The sequence below is a fragment of the Bacillus sanguinis genome, from assembly GCF_018332475.1.
Taxonomy (GTDB): Bacteria; Bacillota; Bacilli; order Bacillales; family Bacillaceae_G; genus Bacillus_A; species Bacillus_A sanguinis.
This window is the reverse complement of the sequence record NZ_BOQB01000010.1, coordinates 1-19,684: the sequence shown is the minus strand read 5'-3', so window position 1 is coordinate 19,684 and position 19,684 is coordinate 1. Positions and strand designations below refer to the sequence as shown.

The following is a 19,684-nucleotide window of genomic DNA, read 5'->3' as shown; positions in this document are numbered from 1 at the left end:
AAAAACGTTCCTGGACTATGTTAAAATAATAGAGAGGTGAGAGTATGGCTGTCATTACAAAAATAGAAGTGCAAAAACGATCGAAAGAACGGTTTAATATTTATATTGATAAAGGTCAAGGTGAAGAGTACGGATTTAGTGTGAATGAAGTAATCTTAATAAAACACGGATTACAAAAGGGCTTAGAAATTGATGAAATAGCGTTAGGAAATATTTTGTACAATGAAGAGGTACAAAAAGCATATTTACAAGCAGTCTCCTATTTATCCTATCAAATGAGAACGAAACAAGAAATAGAAGATTTTTTACGAAAAAAAGAAGTGGGACAGGCCATCATCTCTGAAGTCGTTTCGAAATTATTACATGACCGATATATTAATGATAAAGAGTACGCTGTTTTATATACGAGAACGCAAAGTAATGTGAATCGAAAGGGTCCCACTGTTATTAAAAGAGAGTTGTTAAATAAAGGTGTTCAGGATCTAATTATTACGCATAGTTTACAAGAATATCCGAAGGAAAAGCAAATTGAGAATGCTTTCATTCTTATAGAAAAGAAGAAAAGGTCCTATCAAAAGCATTCCTTTTTACAAATGAAGCTAAAGTTAGACGAAATGCTTGTTCGTAAAGGATATTCTAGAGATGTGATTCAAATTTGTTTAGAAGAATTAAAAGACGAAAAAGATGACGAACAGCAACAAGAAGCGTTACACTATCATGGGAATAAATATTATGAGAAATATAAAAAGTATGATGGATGGACATTCGAAAATAAGATGAAACAAGCGTTATATCGCAAAGGATTTTCTATTGATGAGATAGAGATATTTTTGCAGATGAAACGCGAAGAGGGATGAGGGGAAATAAGATGAATATGCCAAAGCGCTACAGTGAAATGACACCACATGAGCTAAGGGAAGAAATTGGAGTTTTGAAAGAGCAAGCGATAAAGGCTGAGCAGCTTGGAATTGTAAATGAGTTCGATGTATTAATGAGAAAGATGGCAATGGCTCGCGCTTATATGACTGATATAAACAAATTCCATATTGGTGAGACATATGAATTGGTAGAAGAACCTGGTATATTATTTGAAATTACGTATTTCAATGGGGTATTTGCTTGGGGACATAAGCAAAATGATAATGAAGAGATTGGAATACCGATTTCCTTATTGCAAGAAAAATAAAAACCAGAGAGCGAATATCTCTCTGGTTTTCATCTTTGGTAGGCGTTACAGGAGATAGGAGATTCTAGAATTGGCGTTTTTTACATTCATTCGCCAATATAATGAGAGACTGGGTTTGTTGCGTCTGTCCGTTAACTTGCGCTTTAGCATGTTTCGGACGAGTCCACGTATGGTTAAATAATTCAGAACGACTATCTAAGCGATCACGGTAGCTCATCTTTATCACCTCGTGTAGGAAGTTAATTTAATTTGTACTATTCTTCCTGCTGATTTGCAGCACGCATACGTTCTTGTGGGTGCGTGTTAATTGTGCCGTTAGGTCGTTTCGAAGCGAAGCGTGATTTCGCTTTCGGTTGACCATCGATTTTGCTGTTGTTTTTTGACTCAGACCAAAATTCGGCTTGTTTACCCATTGCGAACGCCCTCCTCATCATCAGTTGATACCTCTTTAAGAAGTATCAATTATAGAATGTGCAAAATAGAAGAAACTATCCTTTAGAAATGAAGGGATAAATAGGTAAAAGGAGATTAGAAAATGAATGATATTTATGAAGCACTAACGAAAGAACTATTAGACAAAAATGACAAACTTTCTTACGCGCAGGCTCGCGCGTGGGTTGAATTACTATGGGAAGATTTTCAAACAACTTATGCGAAGTCAGGTCGTTACCAAGGTGATGAAATGACTGAACAAGTGGTAAGAACATGGATTAATAACCACGGAGCGCGTCTTCATGAAATGCGTACAAATAATCCGAAATATAGCCATTTAATCAATCAAGAAGATCATTTGAAACATTAAAAAAAGCGACTTAAGTCGCTTTTTTTAATGTGGAAGTAACTCCAGCTTTTTTCGAAGTTTTTCTTCACTAAAAATCCATCCTGTATAGGAACTAATAATATTTAAATTATGATCGAGTTGAACGATTGCAACGAATGGATAATAATCTTTACTGCGATATCGCAAATCAATGAATCGAACTTCATAATAATGATCATAATCGAAAACGTCCCAGCGATACACAGGGGAGAATGATAAAAATGCTGAGATATTTTCATCTTGTTTCGCAGCGCGCATAATAGCATTGTCTGGGAACGGTACCCGGTCGAACTTATCATATACCATGATGTTACCACGATGCCATCTAGCAACGTAGTAATAATCAGTTGTAACGATTGCTAAATGATAATGATAAAATCGATAAGAAGGGGAAATGATTATCTTCTCAACGTTATTGAAACGTTTATATACGACGCTACGTATGTTTCTATGCATCATAATCCGCCCGATATAGTAAACAATCATCAATATATAAGCTGATAAGGCCGTATACCCTTTATGGGAACCTACGAGCATACAAGCAATTGCGAGTAGATGAATAAAGAAAATGACGGTATCGAATATATTAATGATACCGAGCGCTACCCATTTTTTTGTGAAGGGCCGTAATGCCTGTGTGCCGTATGCATTGAAAATATCCACAAAGACATGAAGAAAGACGGCAATAAATGACCAAAGTAGTAGATGCAAATATGGAGCGTCTGAAAAAAAGGCGAAAGAGATGCCACTTATAAGGAATGACCAAAGAATTACTGCAGGAATGGAATGAGTAATCCCGCGATGATTTCTTATATATTTAGCGTTATTACGCAATTTTAAAACTGTATCGATGTCAGGAATATTGGAACCGGCAATTGTAGCGAGCATAACTGCTTGTGGCCCAATATCACTTTGTGCTATGGCTGGATCTAACGTGGCCAAACTGCCTAGAGTAACGCCCATAACAAGGTGAGTGGCTGTATCCATAGAAATCCACCTCCGTTTTTTTATTAATGTAACTCTTTTTATTCGATACCTCAAGTCCTTTGCCTTCTATTTCCTATGTCATCTTACTTAAATTTTTTCCTAAAATCTTTATAATAGTACTTATATGCAAAAAAATGAGGGGGATCAAGTTTGACACTTGAAATATTAAATAATTTTAACATAGAGCAGTTTCAAAATGATTTAATTGGTTGGTTTGAAAAAGAGCAACGCGACTTACCGTGGCGTAAAAATAAAGATCCATATCGCGTCTGGGTTTCAGAAATTATGTTGCAGCAAACGAGGGTAGAAGCTGTAAAACCATATTACGCGAATTTTATGGGGAAGTTTCCTACTCTAGAAGCTTTGGCAAATGCGGATGATGAAGAAGTGTTAAAAGCATGGGAAGGTTTAGGATATTATTCTAGAGCACGAAATTTACACGCGGCCGTAAAAGAAGTAAAAGAAGTATACGGCGGGGTCGTACCGAGTGATGTAAAGAAAATCGAAAAATTAAAAGGAGTCGGCCCCTATACAAAAGGTGCTATTTTAAGTATCGCATATGGTATACCAGAGCCGGCGGTTGACGGAAATGTTATGCGTGTATTATCTCGCATTTTATCAGTATGGGATGACATCGCAAAACCGAAAACGAGAAAAGTGTTTGAAGAAATTGTGCGTGAAATTATTTCGTCTGAAAATCCATCTTATTTTAATCAAGGTTTAATGGAGTTAGGGGCACTCATTTGTATTCCGAAAAATCCAGCATGCTTACTTTGTCCTGTACGTGAGCATTGCAGGGGATATGCTGAAGGTGTTCAAAAGGAGTTGCCAGTAAAAAGTAAAGCGAAGGCTCCTACGATGGTACCAATTGTTGCAGGAGTACTGCAAACGGAAGATGGTCGTTACGTCATTAATAAACGTCCAAGTACCGGGTTATTAGCTAATATGTGGGAGTTTCCGAATGCGGAACTTGGCGAAGGGATTCGGAATCAGAAGGAGCAGCTTACAGATTATATGAAAGAAAAATTTGGGCTCTCGATTTCCATTGAAGAATACGCAATGAATGTGCAACATACGTTTACACATCGCACTTGGGATATATTCGTATTTTACGGAAAAGTAACCGGTGATATTGTTGAAACAGATACATTGAAATTTGTATCGAAAGAAGCATTTGAGCAGTTACCTTTCTCGAAATCGCATCGTACGATTTATGAGAATTGCGTTGAGAAAATTACGATGCAATAAATAAAAAAGTGTTCCCTAGATAGGGAACACTTTTTTAATCGTAAGAAATTTTTGTTCCATGAGTCCAACTAGCCTCACCTTCTTGTAAGCCGCCTCTTGTTTCAATTTCTATTACAATTTCTTTGTAAATACTTTGACCCTCTGCATTTAAATAAGGCAGAATCTGTTGTAATGAATGATGAAAATAAGCTAATTCATCTTCTTGCCACTCACTTTTTGAAACCATCGTTAGTTCAGTCATATCGCGTCCTATATACATATTTCCACCTCCATTTTCTATAGTTTGAATGAGTGATGGGAGATATATGCAGAATTTTTTTAAAAGAAAATTACGGATAACTCTTAAGTCAATTGGTTACATTATTGATTGTGGAGGTGAGAAAGATGAGTAAAAAACAACAAGGTTATAACAAGGCAACTTCTGGCGCTAGCATTCAAAGTACAAATGCTAGTTATGGTACAGAGTTTGCGACTGAAACAAATGTACAAGCAGTAAAACAAGCAAACGCACAATCAGAAGCAAAGAAAGCACAAGCTTCTGGTGCACAAAGTGCAAACGCTAGTTATGGTACTGAATTTGCAACTGAAACAGACGTGCATGCTGTGAAAAAACAAAATGCACAATCAGCTGCAAAACAATCACAATCTTCTAGTTCAAATCAGTAATGAAAGAAAAACACTTCTCTAACTCAGGAGAAGTGTTTTCTTTGTGCCTGGAGCATGGTAATGAAAAGAAAGTGAACGACATAACTTCTAATAAGTCAACAAATGTAGTCAAAGGAGAAGGAAGTTAAAGATTAGAAATATGTAATGAGGAATCATAACTGATAAATAAGTCTAAAAGGGGGTAAGTAATGAACGATTTTGATAAGTTGGTAGGGGAACAATTGGAAACGATGGATGAGTTGTTAAAGCTACAAGCTCATCTAGAGAAGTATCAGCAAATTGAAATGAGTGAAAAGGATAAGTGCGATAAAAAGGAATTACATTTTATCCGCCAAGAAATATATAGAACAGAATTAGCGTTAAAACTATTACACGAGAAATTTGAAGAGCAAACAAATAGTGTGATTCAATCTTTTGAAACTGAAAAAATGATTTCGAATTTAGGATAAGACATATTGTTACCTTCCGGTGAAAGGTCCTTCTTTAGATAGAAATAAGGAAGGGCTTTTTCTATTCTCATTTCCTCGCTTGTAAATCATTCAGCAAAAACCCTGTCACCAAGAAGATTAGGGATATAGTGTTCAGTGTGAAAAATAGAGTCTTGTCGCTTTAGTTTTAAAATTTCGACAAAAAAGTTATAATAGAAAAAAAGTGGATGCAGTTCAAAGGGCATTTGCAGTTGAAAGAAGGGAGCATTTATGGGATTTCCCAAAGAAGGAGAAAAAGTACAAATACATAGTTATAAACATAATGGCTCCATTCATAGAATGTGGGAAGAGACAACAATTTTAAAAGGGACACAGAGTCTTGTGATCGGAGCAAATGATCGTACAGTAGTGACAGAATCAGATGGTCGAACATGGATTACTCGTGAACCAGCAATTTGTTATTTTCATGCAAACTATTGGTTTAATGTGATTGGAATGTTAAGGGAAGAGGGAGTATATTATTATTGTAATTTAAGCTCACCTTTTGCATATGATTCTGAAGCACTGAAGTACATTGATTATGATTTAGATATTAAAGTGTATCCAGATATGACATATACGCTGTTAGATGAAGATGAGTATGAAAAACATAGTCAAATTATGCAGTATCCACCTGTTATTGATACCATTTTAAAACGGAATGTAGCACAATTAACACAATGGATTCATCAACGAAAAGGGCCATTCGCGCCAGATTTTGTAGATATGTGGTATGAGAGATATTTAATGTACAGAAATTAAAACAAACCTGCAGGGGATTTCCCGGCAGGTTTGTCCTATTAGAGGGGGGATTATGTGCAAGGTATAAAAAGATATTTACAATTTGTTAAACCATATCGATGGCTTATTGCTATTACGATTATGATTGGTCTAGTTAAATTCGGTATTCCGCTTATTATGCCGTGGTTATTAAAATATATTATCGATGATGTAATTCAAGGCGGAGGGTCACTTCAAGATAAAACATCTCAATTAGTAACAGCTGTTGGGATTGCTTTTTTTATTTTTGCAGTAGTAAGACCACCAATTGAATATTATCGTCAATATTTCGCACAACGTATCGCAAATACAATATTATATGATTTACGAAAACATATTTTTGGTCATTTGCAAAAGTTGAGTTTACGCTATTATTCGAATACAAAAACAGGGGAAATTATTTCACGTGTCATTCATGATGTAGAACAAACGAAGGACTTTGTAATTACTGGTTTGATGAATGTTTGGTTAGATACGGCAACAATTGCTATTGCTATTATTGTTATGTTTTCTATGAATGTAAAATTAACATTTGTTGCGCTATTAATTTTACCTATTTATGTAGTGGCAGTGAAATATTTTTTCGGACGCCTTCGAAAATTGACGAAAGAGCGTTCACAAGCGTTAGCAACGATGCAAGGGTATTTACATGAACGTATTCAAGGGATGCAAGTGACACGTAGCTTTGCATTAGAAGAATATGAGGGTAAGCAGTTTGAAAAAAGAAATAATGAATTTTTGACAAAAGCATTAACACATACGAGTTGGACGGCGAGAACATTTTCGGCAGTAAATACGTTAACAGATTTAGGCCCGTTACTTGTGATCGGTTTTGCAGCGTACGAAGTAATTCAGGGGCAGTTAACATTAGGTACTATGGTTGCCTTTGTTGGATATATGGATAGTTTGTATAGCCCGCTTCGCCGTCTTGTTAATTCCTCTACAACATTAACACAGTCTTTCGCATCGATGGATCGAGTGTTTGAATTGTTAGATGAGAAATACGATATTGTGAATGTGCCAAGTGCGGTACAAACGAAAAAATTAAATGGTGAAGTGATATTTGATAATGTATCTTTTCGTTACAATTCAGATGAAAAAGAGATATTACATAACCTTTCGTTAACTATGTTGCCAGGAGAGAAGGTAGCACTTGTAGGAGCGAGTGGGGGAGGGAAGTCATCTCTTGCTAGTTTAATCCCTCGTTTCTATGATGTTTCTTCAGGTGCAGTTTATGTAGATGGGATAGATGTCAGAAAGTATGATATGAGAAATTTACGTAGTCATATTGGAATTGTACTGCAAGATAATTTGTTGTTTAGTGATACAATCGGGGCAAATATTTTATATGGAAATCCGAAAGCTACAGAAGAAGAAGTGATTGCAGCTGCCAAAGCTGCGCAAATTCATGATTTTATTATAGAGTTACCTGATGGTTATGATACTGTCGTTGGGGAACGCGGTGTGAAGTTATCTGGTGGGCAAAGGCAACGTGTAGCGATTGCAAGAGTGTTTCTAAAGAATCCATCGTTACTTATACTAGATGAAGCGACTTCCGCTTTAGATTTAGAAAATGAACGGTATATTCAGCAGGCGCTTCAGACGTTAGCTGCTGATCGAACGACGATCATAATTGCACATCGATTGGCGACGATTACGCACGTGGATACGATTATTTACATTGAAGATGGTGAAATTAAAGAAACAGGTTCTCATGAAGAGTTAATGAAAAAAAGAGGTTTTTATTATAATTTATATCAACTTCAGCATATAAAAGAAACAGCTCCTTTAGCGTAAAAGGAGCTGTTTTCTTTATTCGTCTTCTTTTTTATCTTCGATTTGGAGTTCTGCTTCTGGTTTATGGTATGTGTAGAAGCTATCCACAAGTAAATCTAAATGCTCTACTTCTTCACTATAGTTAATAATGGCAGAAATAAGAGGGAAGAGGTGTAGCCATGTTTTATACGCTTCCTCATCGTCTTTGTTTTGATAATCCATAAAGATATCAATTAATTCTTGTTTACCTGTTTCAACTTCATCAAGCATTTCAACAGATTGTTGTTTTTTTGCTTTACCAATAAATTTTAATAAAACTTGTTCATGGTAATGCGTTAATGAATCAAGTTCGTTTTGAATAGATTCCTGAAATTCTTCTGGCATATAGCGCAGTTCATTTTCAGTACGATGTAATGATTTTAACGTACTTAAAGCACGGCTTGTCGTCGCTAACATTTGTCTGAATAAAACGAGCTTACGAATTTTTGCGAACTTTACTTTTTTCGTGTAGCTTCTTTCTTCTTTATACAGCAAATAGTAATGGTTTAATTTGATCATTTTTTCTTTCATACGATCAATATCAGTTTTTAGCGTTGTAAAATCAGAAGCTTGCCTACTATTCATTCGAATCCATTTAACAATTTCTTCTGTATTATCAACGATACGATGATATAGTTTTGTTTCGTATTTTGGCGGCATAAACATTAAATTTACAAGTGAAGCCGCAATAATTCCAATCATAATCGTCGCAAAGCGAAGTAAGGCAAAACTAAAGAAATCTTCGCCCTGATACTCCATAATGGCGATAACTGTTACTAAAGCAATTGATATTGTGTTTTCTAATCGTAATTGCAGTGTAAGCGCAATTACTAATATACATGTTAATCCAATGATAAAAGGATTATGTCCAAAAGCAGTAGCAAATACGATAGCGAATACCGCGCCAATGACGTTTGCTTGAATTTGCTCAAGAGCAGTTAAATACGAGCGGTATACAGACGGTTGAACAGCGAAGATAGCTGAGATTCCCGCAAATACCGGACTCGGTAATTGAAGTAAAATACAAGCAAATAAAGCTAATGTGATGGCAATACCCGTTTTTAAAATGCGAGCACCAAGTTTCATACCCTTAATAAGATCCTTTCTCTTGTCATAATGAATGTACAACATGATACTATACATTCATTACAATATGTTAGCAAGTGATATTTTAGTGACGTTAATAAGAAATTAAGATTCATTTATACTTTTTCCTAATTCTTTTTAAACATCAATTTTTAGTAAAAAAACCTGCTGAATTTCAGCAGGTTTCAAATTGTTACTATAGATTACTATGAGAAGTGTACTTCGTCAATTTATTCTTGAAAATGAAAGTTAGCTATGTCACTCTGTTGAGATAGATGGATCAGCCTGCTCTTTTTTCGGGATAATTTCAAAGAACTGGTGCTGCATATCATCGAGTAACGGTGTTAATAAAGCAACTTCCTCGTATTGCTCATGCTCATTTAATACACGAATATAATCTAGCAATAACTCAGTCACATCTTGCACACCATTTTTACTAATTGGTTGTAATGTAACATTTGCTCCTTTTGCGATTCTTCTTTTTAAGGCCTGTTCTGTTAAACCTAAGCTTGAATCATGACGTAAATAAACAACACCGCCAGTCATACCAGCACAGATCCATGGGCCAGGATCCCCTAAAACAAGCGCTCGCCCATTTGTCATATATTCAAAAGCGAAACCTTTAATATTGGAGTATGCCCCTATATTCCCTCGTTCTTTTTCGCGGAGTGGCTTTGTCATGCGCCCTCCAATTATCATGTCTGCTCCAGAGAGGCGAATGCCAGCGCGAGCATCAGCGTTACCTTGAACGTATAGCGCTCCTTTTTGTGCACCGTATCCAAAACCTTTTCCGACAGAACCGTTATAATATATGCCGTCTTTTCCTTTTGCTTTCGTTATATAAATACCACCACCAAAGGAGGTTTTACCAATACCATCTTGTGCACCACCATTTACGTGTATAAATAAGTTTTCGCTATTGTAAGCACCTAACCCATTTCCAGGAATAGAGCCATTCGTATACTTTAAGGTAAGTGGTTCAAGCTTCGTGTCTTCATATAATTTACTACGAACGCGATAGCAAGATTCTAGACCACCCATAACGCGTTGCTCTACACCAACGCCTACTAATTCTTTTGAATGAGGGGAATGAACTGTTTCAAATTGTTTTTCAGGCATCTGTTCCGTTTTTGTAACAGATGGATGTTCTATCGTTTGTAGTAAATTACATAAGTCTAATAAATTTTCACCTCGAACTTGTGCTAATAAATCGGAACGCCCGACAATTTCTTGTAAATTTGTATAACCAAGATTTCCTGTTAATCGTTTTAGTTCTACGCCAAAAGTAGTGAATAAATGTAATAACCCAGAAACGGCGCTTTCTAATTCACGCGGGACGAAGCGACGTAATCCGTGTTCTTTCGCCTGTGCTTCAGATTCAATTTGTGTTGCAATTCCGACGTGACAAGTATCTAGATGACATCCGCGGCAAGTTGTACAGCCAATTGCAATCATCGATAATGTACCAAATCCAATACGATTTGCTCCAAGGAGCATGATTTTTAAGGCATCATTCACACTTCGAATACCACCATCAGCCCAAATTTCTACTTTATGTCTCATATTCGCTTCTAATAAAGCATTGTGAGCGGCTTTCACACCAATTTCTACAGGAAGACCTACATGTTGCAGTGCATGAATACGTGCAGCACCTGTACCACCATCAAATCCGCTAATGTTAATAAAATCAGCACCAGCTTTTGCGATACCGACAGCGATTGTTCCAATGTTAGGGACGACAGGGACTTTTACAGCTACTTTCGCAAGTTGATTAGCTGTTTTAATTTCTGTAATCATTTGAGCTAAGTCTTCAATGGAATAAATATCATGGTTGTTAGAAGGTGAAATTAAATCAGAGCCAATTGTAGCATTACGCGCTTCAGCGATTTTGGCTGTTACTTTTGAGCCGGGCAAATGTCCGCCTTCACCAGGTTTTGCGCCTTGCCCAATTTTTATTTCAATTAAGTTTGATGAATTTAGTAGTTCGGCGTTTACGCCAAATCGCCCAGATGCAACTTGTTGTCCACGTGTATGTGGATATTTTCCAATCATATCTTTAATTTCGCCGCCTTCACCGTTCAAGCTAATCATATTTAGCTGATCGGCCGCTTCTGCATATGCACGAAAGGCAATTTCATTTTGAGAACCGAATGACATGGAACTAATAATAAATGGTAAATCATGATTTTGAATGCGGATGGACACTTCTTCAGCTGGAACGACATGTTTTGTTTCTTTCGTTTGAACAAGGTGTCTAATCGCGATTGGATTATTTTCTTCTAATTCACTTAATTTTTCACGGTAATCATCATAAGAATTTCCTTTTGCGACATCGCCGATTGCTTTCCAAATTCGCGGGAATATATGAAAAGATTTTCGCATTCTAACTTTAGGATTGTTATAATCATCCGCGCGCATTTGTGCATCTTCAGCAAGTGACTCAAGTGAAAAAGCTAAAGTATTTGAACCGAGGAAATTCGTAATTTGTAATATATTTGCGATTTCCTCATGTAATCCGATAGAAGAATAGAGGCGACCGTAACCACGTAATTCATGAATTCCAATTGTTGAAATGACTTTTTCTAGTCCTTTATTAAGTGCATGATATAAATTTGTAATGGGTGTTTTCGTCCCATCATTTACGGTTGCAAATAATAAATATGGATTAATACTATCTGCTCCTAATCCATATAGTGTGACGATATCGTGTAAGGAGCGAAGGGCACCAGAACGTATAACGAGAGAGCAGTTTCGGCGTAATTTATTTTCGCTTAATACTTGATGTACTTTAGCGGTAACTAAATGCGGATCAATCCATAACCGTCCATTTAGATGAGCATTGGCATCGTCTATTAATAATAGGGAAGCTCCATCGGTCACGGCTGTTATCGCTTCAGAACTAATTCGATTTAAGGCGCATTGTAGAGTTTCTGCCGGACTGAATGTAGCAGAGATTGTAGCGATAGAGCTATGAGTATTGAATAGTTGTATAAGTTGTTCGTACGTAATGGTGTGTAATTCCTCTGCAATAGATTGCGCTACACTTCCTTCTAAAATAATGGGGGAAAGCATCTCAACTACAAATGGTTGTTGAGCACCAGCCAATAAACTTGGGCGTTCTCCGAGTATCGTTCGTGTGGAGAAGTGTTCGACCTCTCGATCGCGATCGATTGCTGGATTTGTAACGACGGCTACACTTTCCTTAATGAAGTCAGCGATATTTCGTCTATCAGTATCGAGTGCAGCAAGTGGTGAGTCATGACCAAGTGAGCGAATTGGCTCAACGCCTTTTGTTGCCATCTGTTCAAGAAGTTGAATATGTTCACGATCCCATCCGAAAGCAACGTATTGCTTCGTTTCAACTTGCATAGAATCACATAATCCTTGGATTTCTTTCGTTTCAGGGGTAGATAAGTTTAAATGATAATCTTTAGTATCAACTCGCTTTTTAAAACGGTCGTATACTTGAGCTTGGTATTTGTCATATTCATAAAGAACAAGCTCATCTTGTTCATTCCACTTTAGCCCAACCTTTTCCCCAGGAGCGAGTGGTTTCGGTTCAGCTACATATTCAGTTGGAGATACAACTCCAGGTTCAGAAGAGAAGATATAAGAATTCTCTGTCTCTACTTTCCAAACTGGTCGTAGTCCAAGGGAATCGACGCTGAAAACAGCTTCATCTTTATAACGTGAGATAATACCAGCTGGACCTTGTGCAAAATGGCCCCATGCTTCACGTATATACGTATATAAATCTTGTAAATGCGGTTCATAAAGTTTAATTTCATTAATAATTGGTGGGAATAGTATATCCATTGCTTCAAATAAGCTGTAGTCGTATTGAACAAGTAGAGTTTCTAAGGTGCGGTTTAAATCTTGGGAGTCGCTGCCCCCAGCAGTAAGTGGAACATGAATCATGTCAGCTTGATCGCGTAATTTTGCAATTGTGTTAATTTCACCATTATGTCCGAGAATGCTAAATGGTTGTACACGAAAAAAATTAGATAATGTATTAGTAGAATAGCGATTATGTCCAAGTGTCATAGTTGAAGCGATCAGTGGATGTTGTAAATCGTTGTAATAGGCAACAAGTGTATCCCCAGCACCTAGAACTTTATATACAACATGATCACGACTTAATGAAGCAACATGAATTGCTTCGTTTTCCTCTATTTTTATCGTTACTGAAAATAATGTTTGCTCAATATTTGTAACTTCATTTTCTGCGATAAGCGCAACTTGCCAAAATAAAGGTTCTTCTTGTTTACCAAGTGGACCAAGTGCATCGGAATTTATTACGTCGTCACTTTCGAAAAGGATTGCAAAGTTTTCGTTGTTTAGTTGTGTACGAATATGATTTTTTAAATTAACGATATTTGCGTTTTTGTTTAGAAAAAAATGTCCAACGATAAAGTGGGGATGATCCACAATCGTTGGATTATATCCGCTATTTTTTAGTTTTTCACTCCAAAGTGCTTTTGGTACATCAATGTGAATACCGATTCCATCGCCTTCACCATTAATGAAGCCAGCTCTATGATTCATTTTGACGAGTGATTGTATACAAAGGTCAATGTTTTCTTTTGTAGGAATTTTTCGTTTCTCCATAACGGAAACGATTCCACACGCATCATGTTCTGCATTTTTATAATCTCGAAATAAAGACGGTGTCCATGTATTTGTTTTATTGAGCATCCGTCAATCCCCCCTCTTATTGAAGTTTGAATAATCTTACTATTTAAGGTGTGAGCAGCCTTGTTTATAAAGATAGTAAGGATATAAAATAAAATTAAACAGATAATTATGAATAATTATACTATTAATAAGGAATTTATGAAATAGAAAAAAGGAAAAAAGAAAGATGTGCTTTCTTTTTTCCTTTTAATGACAAGATTATTTATTGTCTGCTAAAGCAACAAATGCTCTGCCTACAGCTTCAATTGTATATTCAATATCTTCTTTTGTATGTTCTGTCGTTAAGAACCATGCCTCGTATTTAGAAGGTGCTAAGTTAACTCCTTCTTGAAGCATAAGCTTGAAGAATTTACCGAACATTTCACCGTCTGTATCTTGTGCTGCATCGTAATCTTCAATTGTATTTGTTGTGAAGTATACAGTTAAAGCACCTTTTAGTCGGTTTAATGTAATATCGATATTATGTTTTGCAGCTTGCTCCAAAATGCCTTTTTCAAGCATCGCACCAAGTGTATCTAATTTCTCGTAAAGTCCTTCTCGTTGAAGAACTTCTAGACAAGCGATACCTGATGCCATAGAAGCAGGATTTCCTGCCATCGTACCAGCTTGATATGCAGGTCCAAGAGGGGCGACTTGTTCCATAATTTCTTTCTTACCACCGTAAGCACCGATTGGAAGTCCACCGCCAATAACTTTACCAAGCGCTGTTAAGTCTGGTGTCACGCCAAGTAAGTCTTGAGCACCACCGTACATGAAGCGGAAAGCAGTAATAACTTCATCATAAATTACTAGTGCACCAGCTTCGTGTACAAGTTCATTCACTTTTTCAAGGAAGCCAGGTTTTGGTTCTACAATACCGAAGTTTCCAACAATCGGTTCTACAAGAATAGCTGCTACTTCATGTCCCCATTTATCTAATGCTTCTTTTAAAGTTTCTACATTATTAAATGGAACGGTAATAACTTCTTGAGCGATACTTTGTGGTACACCGGCTGAGTCAGGAGTTCCTAGTGTAGAAGGGCCAGATCCAGCTGCAACAAGTACTAAATCAGAATGACCGTGGTAACAACCAGCAAATTTCATAATTTTTGTGCGGCCTGTGTAAGCACGAGCGACACGAATTGTTGTCATTACTGCTTCAGTACCAGAATTTACGAAGCGGACTTTATCTAATGCAGGCATTGCTTCTTTTAACATTTTTGCAAATTTTACTTCTAGTGCTGTTGGTGTTCCGTAAAGTACACCATTTTCAGCAGCAGTTGTAATTGCTTTTGTGATATGTGGGTGAGCATGTCCAGTAATAATGGGGCCGTATGCTGCTAAATAATCGATATATTTATTTCCGTCTACATCCCAGAAATAAGCACCTTTTCCACGTTCCATAGCAACAGGAGCGCCGCCGCCAACTGCTTTAAAAGAACGAGAAGGACTATTAACGCCACCAACGATATGTTCTAAAGCTTCTTTATGTAATGCTTCTGATTTTGTGAATTTCACTACCATTCATCTCCTTACAAAAATCTATGTATTATTCTAACATGTTTTTCGAAAAGACGTATTGTTTGTGATAGCGAAGGCAGTTGGGTAAACTATTCGTTGTGACATTTAGGAAGGGGGTCCGGTTATGAAATCGGTAATTGAGGTACAAGGATTACGTAAAGAATTTACAGCCTATTCAAGTCGTCCAGGTTTAAAGGGTGCATTTCGCGATTTATTAAATCGTAATTATAAAATAGTACCAGCAGTAAATGACGTATCTTTTACTGTGAAACAAGGTGAAATGGTTGGGTATATTGGTGAGAATGGTGCCGGTAAATCAACGACAATTAAAATGCTTACGGGTATTTTGACTCCGACATCAGGCGAGATTTTAGTAAATGGGATGAATCCCCATAAACAGAGAGAAGAATTCGTAAGAACAATTGGTGTTGTTTTCGGTCAACGCTCGCAACTTTGGTGGGATATTGCTGTACAAGAATCGTTTCGTTTATTAAAAAAGGTGTATGGTGTATCAGACGCCCAGTATAAAGAGCATATGGAGCACGTGATTGAAACGTTAGATATTGGGCCTTTATTAGATAAGCCAGTGCGAAAGTTATCTCTTGGTCAAAGAATGCGTTGTGAATTAGCGGCAGCATTAATTCATAATCCGCCGTTATTATTTTTAGATGAACCAACAATTGGTTTAGATGTACTTGTGAAATTGAAAATACGTGAATTTTTAAAAGAGATGAATGAACGTTATAAAACAACAATTTTATTAACAACCCATGATATTACTGATATTGAAGCTTTATGTGAGCGCGTCATCATGCTCGATGAAGGAAATATTATGTATGACGGTTCTTTAAATAATCTTCGTACGCAGTGGGGAGCAGAGAAGGAAATACATTTTCAATTTATTGCACCAGTTTCCTATCAAGCTTTATCAATGGTTATGCCAGATAGTCATGTCGTTTGGTCGAAAGCGAAAGAGGAAAATGCGTGGATTGCAAAAATACCGAATGAAGAAGTTATCATTTCAATGCTTATTTCTAAAGTAGTACAAGCCTTTCAAATTAAAGATTTAAAAATTAACGAAGTGTCTACAGAGGAAATTATTCGTAACATCTATGAAGAAGGTATTAAACATGGGTAAGTATATTGAAATGATTCGAATTCGCTTTTTAATGATGCTTGCGTATCGTACAAACTATTATAGCGGGATTTTAATTTATACAATTAATATCGGCGCGTATTATTTTTTATGGCAAGCAATTTATAGCGGAAAAGAGAATATTGAAAGTTTATCTATTTCGCAAATGACCACGTATATCGCAATTGCGTGGATGGCACGTGCCTTTTATTTTAATAATATAGACAGGGAAATTGCGATGGAAATTCAAGAAGGACGTGTAGCGGTAGAACTGATTCGTCCGTATAACTATTTAGGGATGAAAGTGATGCAAGGTCTTGGTGAAGGAATATTTCGTTTTGCCTTCTTTTCAATTCCAGGTATGGTTATCGTTACCTTATTATTCTCATTGCAAATTACAACGAATTTTCAAACGTGGTTATATTTCTTCTTATCTTTAATATTTAGTTTTATTATTAATACACAAATTAATTTAATGACGGGAATGCTCACGTTCTTCCTATTTAATAATAGTGGAATTATGTATGCAAAACGTGTTGTTATTGATTTATTTTCAGGTCTATTATTACCAATTAGTTTTTATCCGTTATGGGCTCAGAAGGCAATGGTATTTTTACCGTTTCAGGCCATTAGTTATATTCCGAGTATGATTTTTTCAGAAGGTATACAAGGAAGTAAATTGTATGAGGCATTATTATTCCAAGTAATTTGGGCAATTGTACTTATTATTCCAATTGTACTCATGTGGAGAACGGCGAGAAAACGTCTAATTGTACAAGGGGGATGATGAGATGATATATATAAACCTATTTTTGCAATATGCAAGCCAATATATAAAAACAAAATTGGAGTATCGAGGCGATTTTATCGTTGGGTTACTTTCTGATTTATCACTACAGGCTGTTAATTTAATCTTTATTCTCGTTGTGTTTGGGCATACACAAGCATTAAAAGGCTGGAGTAGAGAAGAAGTAATCTTTATTTATGGTTTCTTTTTAGTGCCGTTTGCCATTTTCTCAGCTTTCTTTAACATATGGGACTTTAATGATCGTTACATTATTAAAGGAGAAATGGATCGTATATTAACGAGACCGATTCATAGTTTATTTCAAATTATATTAGAAAGAATGGAGCTTGAATCTTTAATTGGAGCGATTACAGGAATGATTGTAATGGGCTATGCAGCAGTGGAGTTGCAATTATCTTTTTACTGGTATGATTTCTTCCTATTCTTACTGATGGTAGGGGGAGGAGCACTTGTATATGGAGGGATATTTGTTACGCTTGCAAGTCTTGGTTTTTGGTCGGATGCGAAAAGTTCAATTATGCCGCTAATGTATAACATAGGTAACTATGGTCGCTATCCTGTTAACATTTATAACCGTGTGATTCGCTTTATTTTAACGTTTGTCCTACCATTTGCGTTTGTTGGAGTGTATCCGGCAGCATACTTCTTAAGAAAAACAGAGTGGAATAGTTATGCATTTGCAACACCATTTGTTGGTGTTATCTGTTTTACGATTGCAATCACTCTTTGGAATCAAGGGGTAAAAAGGTACCGTGGTGCTGGCAATTAATTATAGAAGCTTGTTTGTTTCTAAGGGATAAATCCAATGGCCGCCTCATACATATAAAATGAGGTGGAGGACATGTTATGGGGATTTATTCTATTGATTGCAGCAATTGCTATTTTGAGAAGTGTCCAATTGTTATGGAGCTCATATTCAGATTCTAGACGTTTCTTTTCGCTGTATAATTTAGCCTCCTTATTTTTAATTTATACAACGGTATTGATTGCGTTTGGGTTAAGTTATGTTGTGTTAGAAGAAATGGGCTTTGCAGTTTTGAAGGAAGATGGAGAAAGCTTGCATGCTCAATCTTTTCAACTTGTAGAAATTTGCTTGTATTTTAGCGCAGTCACTTTATTGTCCGTTGGGTACGGTGATATAGCTCCGATTGGAATAGGGAGATGGATTGCAATTGCAGAAGCGCTAATTGGATATACATTACCGTTTGCTTTTGTAATGAGGTCTGTAATAGACAATGAAAAATAAGATAGCATTTGATATAGTAGAAGAAAAGAGTAGGAGTGATAACAATGATCACAGTAGGAGAAATGGCTCCACAATTTACATTAGAGGGAAGTAACGGGGAACAAGTTCGCTTAGCTGATTTTCGTGGTAAAAACGTAGTTCTATATTTTTATCCGAAAGATATGACTCCGGGGTGTACTACTGAAGCATGTGATTTTCGAGATGCATATGGATTATTTCAAGAGAAAAATACAGTTATTCTTGGTGTAAGTCCTGATTCAGCGAACAGACATCTGAAATTTATTGAGAAGCATGAACTTCCATTTGTACTTTTAGTAGATGAAGATCATAAGGTAGCGGAATTGTACGATGTTTGGAAATTGAAAAAGAACTTTGGAAAAGAGTATATGGGAATCGAGCGTTCTACATTCCTTATTAATAAAGATGGTGAGCTTGTAAAAGAATGGCGTAAAGTGAAAGTGAAGGGACATATTGAAGATGTTCTTTCTTATATAAAGTAAATCCATTGGGGAGATAAAATATATAGAAGTAAGGCGAGTGTCTATACATATTTTATCATCGTTACATAAAGTGAAGTGTAGGGCATACCTCCTCAGATGATAGTATTCCAAGTGCGATTATGTCGCACTTTTTTCTATGTAAATGTATAAAAAATAGGGAAAGATACATAAGAATAAGGCTATATACAAAAATAAACCACATACTTATAGTAGAAATATTGACGATTTATAAGAAAAGGAGTACACTCTTTATAAGAATTATAAAATAATAATCCGTATAGAATCGGGGTGCATGACGGTGGTCAAAGAAGAATTAAAAGAAGCGCTAGAAATGCTGAAAAATACGGGTGTACGCATTACTCCACAGCGTCATGCTATTTTAGAGTACCTTGTGGAATCTATGACGCACCCAACAGCGGATGACATTTATAAAGCATTAGAAGGTAAGTTTCCAAATATGAGTGTTGCAACTGTTTATAATAACTTACGTGTATTTAAAGAGGTTGGACTTGTAAAGGAATTAACTTATGGAGACGCTTCAAGTAGATTTGATTATGTTACAAGTCAACATTACCATGTGATTTGCGAAAAATGTGGTAAGATTGTTGATTTTCCTTATGGAGGTTTGGAACAGCTTGAAGAGGAAGCTGCGAAAACGACAGGCTTCGTTATTAATAGTCATCGCTTAGAAATTTATGGCGTTTGTCCAGAGTGTCATAAGGCGTAATATATAATAAAGAAAGAG

At 36.3% G+C, this 19,684-nt stretch carries 21 protein-coding genes; 14 read left to right on the top strand and 7 right to left on the bottom strand.

The annotated features are described in order from the left end of the window. Nucleotides 1–44: 44 nt before the first annotated feature. The gene (recX, locus tag KI369_RS01150) at nucleotides 45–857 is read left to right on the top strand and encodes a recombination regulator RecX (RefSeq protein ID WP_144615633.1); all 813 of its coding nucleotides are present in this window, start codon (nucleotides 45–47) and stop codon (nucleotides 855–857) included. 11 nt (nucleotides 858–868) lie between these two features. Further along, the gene (locus KI369_RS01145; RefSeq protein WP_001057030.1) at nucleotides 869–1,186 is read left to right on the top strand and encodes a YfhH family protein; all 318 of its coding nucleotides are present in this window, start codon (nucleotides 869–871) and stop codon (nucleotides 1,184–1,186) included. A 64-nt stretch (nucleotides 1,187–1,250) separates the two neighbouring features. Here KI369_RS01145 and KI369_RS01140 read toward each other — a convergent pair whose 3' ends face one another. After that, nucleotides 1,251–1,403, bottom strand: coding sequence for a YpzG family protein (locus KI369_RS01140; protein ID WP_000122093.1), 153 nt, complete (start codon nucleotides 1,401–1,403; stop codon nucleotides 1,251–1,253). A 37-nt stretch (nucleotides 1,404–1,440) separates the two neighbouring features. Further along, nucleotides 1,441–1,599, bottom strand: coding sequence for a small, acid-soluble spore protein K (locus tag KI369_RS01135; protein ID WP_000517891.1), 159 nt, complete (start codon nucleotides 1,597–1,599; stop codon nucleotides 1,441–1,443). Nucleotides 1,600–1,721: 122 nt separating this feature from the next. On the opposite strand from KI369_RS01135, the gene KI369_RS01130 reads away from it, so the two are divergent. Next, on the top strand, nucleotides 1,722–1,988 hold the full coding sequence (locus KI369_RS01130) for a YfhJ family protein (protein WP_060629438.1): 267 nt from the start codon (nucleotides 1,722–1,724) through the stop codon (nucleotides 1,986–1,988). Nucleotides 1,989–2,012: 24 nt separating this feature from the next. On the opposite strand, the gene KI369_RS01125 is transcribed toward KI369_RS01130, so the two are convergent. Then, entirely contained in the window at nucleotides 2,013–2,993 is a 981-nt protein-coding gene (locus KI369_RS01125) for a metal-dependent hydrolase (RefSeq protein WP_212954808.1), read from the bottom strand. A 150-nt stretch (nucleotides 2,994–3,143) separates the two neighbouring features. Between KI369_RS01125 and mutY the strand changes: the two genes are divergently transcribed. Continuing rightward, on the top strand, nucleotides 3,144–4,241 hold the full coding sequence (gene mutY / locus KI369_RS01120) for an A/G-specific adenine glycosylase (protein ID WP_212954807.1): 1,098 nt from the start codon (nucleotides 3,144–3,146) through the stop codon (nucleotides 4,239–4,241). Between the two features lie 34 nt (nucleotides 4,242–4,275). Here the strand turns inward: mutY and yfhS are convergent, their stop codons facing one another. Then, nucleotides 4,276–4,500, bottom strand: a complete 225-nt coding sequence (gene yfhS, locus KI369_RS01115) for a mother cell protein YfhS (protein ID WP_061676749.1) — start codon at nucleotides 4,498–4,500, stop codon at nucleotides 4,276–4,278. 125 nt (nucleotides 4,501–4,625) lie between these two features. Here yfhS and KI369_RS01110 point away from each other — a divergent pair, with 125 nt between their 5' ends. The 4 genes from KI369_RS01110 (at nucleotide 4,626) to KI369_RS01095 (ending at nucleotide 7,951) form a co-directional block, all read left to right on the top strand. Further along, on the top strand, nucleotides 4,626–4,907 hold the full coding sequence (locus KI369_RS01110) for a gamma-type small acid-soluble spore protein (protein WP_000039039.1): 282 nt from the start codon (nucleotides 4,626–4,628) through the stop codon (nucleotides 4,905–4,907). Nucleotides 4,908–5,095: 188 nt separating this feature from the next. Continuing rightward, complete coding sequence (locus KI369_RS01105; protein ID WP_212954806.1) at nucleotides 5,096–5,356, top strand: YgaB family protein; 261 nt, start codon at nucleotides 5,096–5,098, stop codon at nucleotides 5,354–5,356. A 249-nt stretch (nucleotides 5,357–5,605) separates the two neighbouring features. Further along, entirely contained in the window at nucleotides 5,606–6,136 is a 531-nt protein-coding gene (ntdP, locus tag KI369_RS01100) for a nucleoside tri-diphosphate phosphatase (protein ID WP_000506628.1), read from the top strand. 54 nt (nucleotides 6,137–6,190) lie between these two features. Next, the gene (locus KI369_RS01095; RefSeq protein WP_212954805.1) at nucleotides 6,191–7,951 is read left to right on the top strand and encodes an ABC transporter ATP-binding protein; all 1,761 of its coding nucleotides are present in this window, start codon (nucleotides 6,191–6,193) and stop codon (nucleotides 7,949–7,951) included. A 15-nt stretch (nucleotides 7,952–7,966) separates the two neighbouring features. Here the strand turns inward: KI369_RS01095 and KI369_RS01090 are convergent, their stop codons facing one another. The 3 genes from KI369_RS01090 to hemL all read right to left on the bottom strand — a co-directional run bounded on the left by KI369_RS01090 (nucleotide 7,967) and on the right by hemL (nucleotide 15,253). Then, nucleotides 7,967–9,055, bottom strand: coding sequence for an aromatic acid exporter family protein (locus tag KI369_RS01090; protein ID WP_212954804.1), 1,089 nt, complete (start codon nucleotides 9,053–9,055; stop codon nucleotides 7,967–7,969). 258 nt (nucleotides 9,056–9,313) lie between these two features. Then, a complete protein-coding gene (locus KI369_RS01085; RefSeq protein WP_212954803.1) occupies nucleotides 9,314–13,750 on the bottom strand; it encodes a glutamate synthase-related protein in 4,437 nt (1,478 codons plus the stop codon). Between the two features lie 198 nt (nucleotides 13,751–13,948). Further along, complete coding sequence (hemL, locus tag KI369_RS01080; protein WP_212954802.1) at nucleotides 13,949–15,253, bottom strand: glutamate-1-semialdehyde 2,1-aminomutase; 1,305 nt, start codon at nucleotides 15,251–15,253, stop codon at nucleotides 13,949–13,951. Between the two features lie 121 nt (nucleotides 15,254–15,374). Here hemL and KI369_RS01075 point away from each other — a divergent pair, with 121 nt between their 5' ends. The 6 genes from KI369_RS01075 (at nucleotide 15,375) to perR (ending at nucleotide 19,666) form a co-directional block, all read left to right on the top strand. Further along, nucleotides 15,375–16,388 carry an ABC transporter ATP-binding protein gene (locus KI369_RS01075; protein ID WP_048527860.1) on the top strand — a complete coding sequence of 338 codons (1,014 nt, stop codon included), beginning with the start codon at nucleotides 15,375–15,377 and terminating at the stop codon, nucleotides 16,386–16,388. Beyond that, nucleotides 16,381–17,172, top strand: coding sequence for an ABC transporter permease (locus KI369_RS01070; protein ID WP_000521523.1), 792 nt, complete (start codon nucleotides 16,381–16,383; stop codon nucleotides 17,170–17,172). The genes KI369_RS01075 and KI369_RS01070 overlap by 8 nt, the downstream gene beginning before the upstream one ends. A gap of 4 nt (nucleotides 17,173–17,176) precedes the next feature. Continuing rightward, nucleotides 17,177–17,962 carry an ABC transporter permease gene (locus KI369_RS01065; protein ID WP_016089409.1) on the top strand — a complete coding sequence of 262 codons (786 nt, stop codon included), beginning with the start codon at nucleotides 17,177–17,179 and terminating at the stop codon, nucleotides 17,960–17,962. 72 nt (nucleotides 17,963–18,034) lie between these two features. Continuing rightward, nucleotides 18,035–18,439, top strand: coding sequence for a potassium channel family protein (locus KI369_RS01060; RefSeq protein WP_000964347.1), 405 nt, complete (start codon nucleotides 18,035–18,037; stop codon nucleotides 18,437–18,439). Between the two features lie 44 nt (nucleotides 18,440–18,483). Beyond that, entirely contained in the window at nucleotides 18,484–18,939 is a 456-nt protein-coding gene (gene bcp / locus KI369_RS01055) for a thioredoxin-dependent thiol peroxidase (protein ID WP_212954801.1), read from the top strand. Between the two features lie 298 nt (nucleotides 18,940–19,237). Then, nucleotides 19,238–19,666 carry a peroxide-responsive transcriptional repressor PerR gene (perR, locus tag KI369_RS01050; RefSeq protein ID WP_000237831.1) on the top strand — a complete coding sequence of 143 codons (429 nt, stop codon included), beginning with the start codon at nucleotides 19,238–19,240 and terminating at the stop codon, nucleotides 19,664–19,666. Nucleotides 19,667–19,684: the final 18 nt, after the last annotated feature.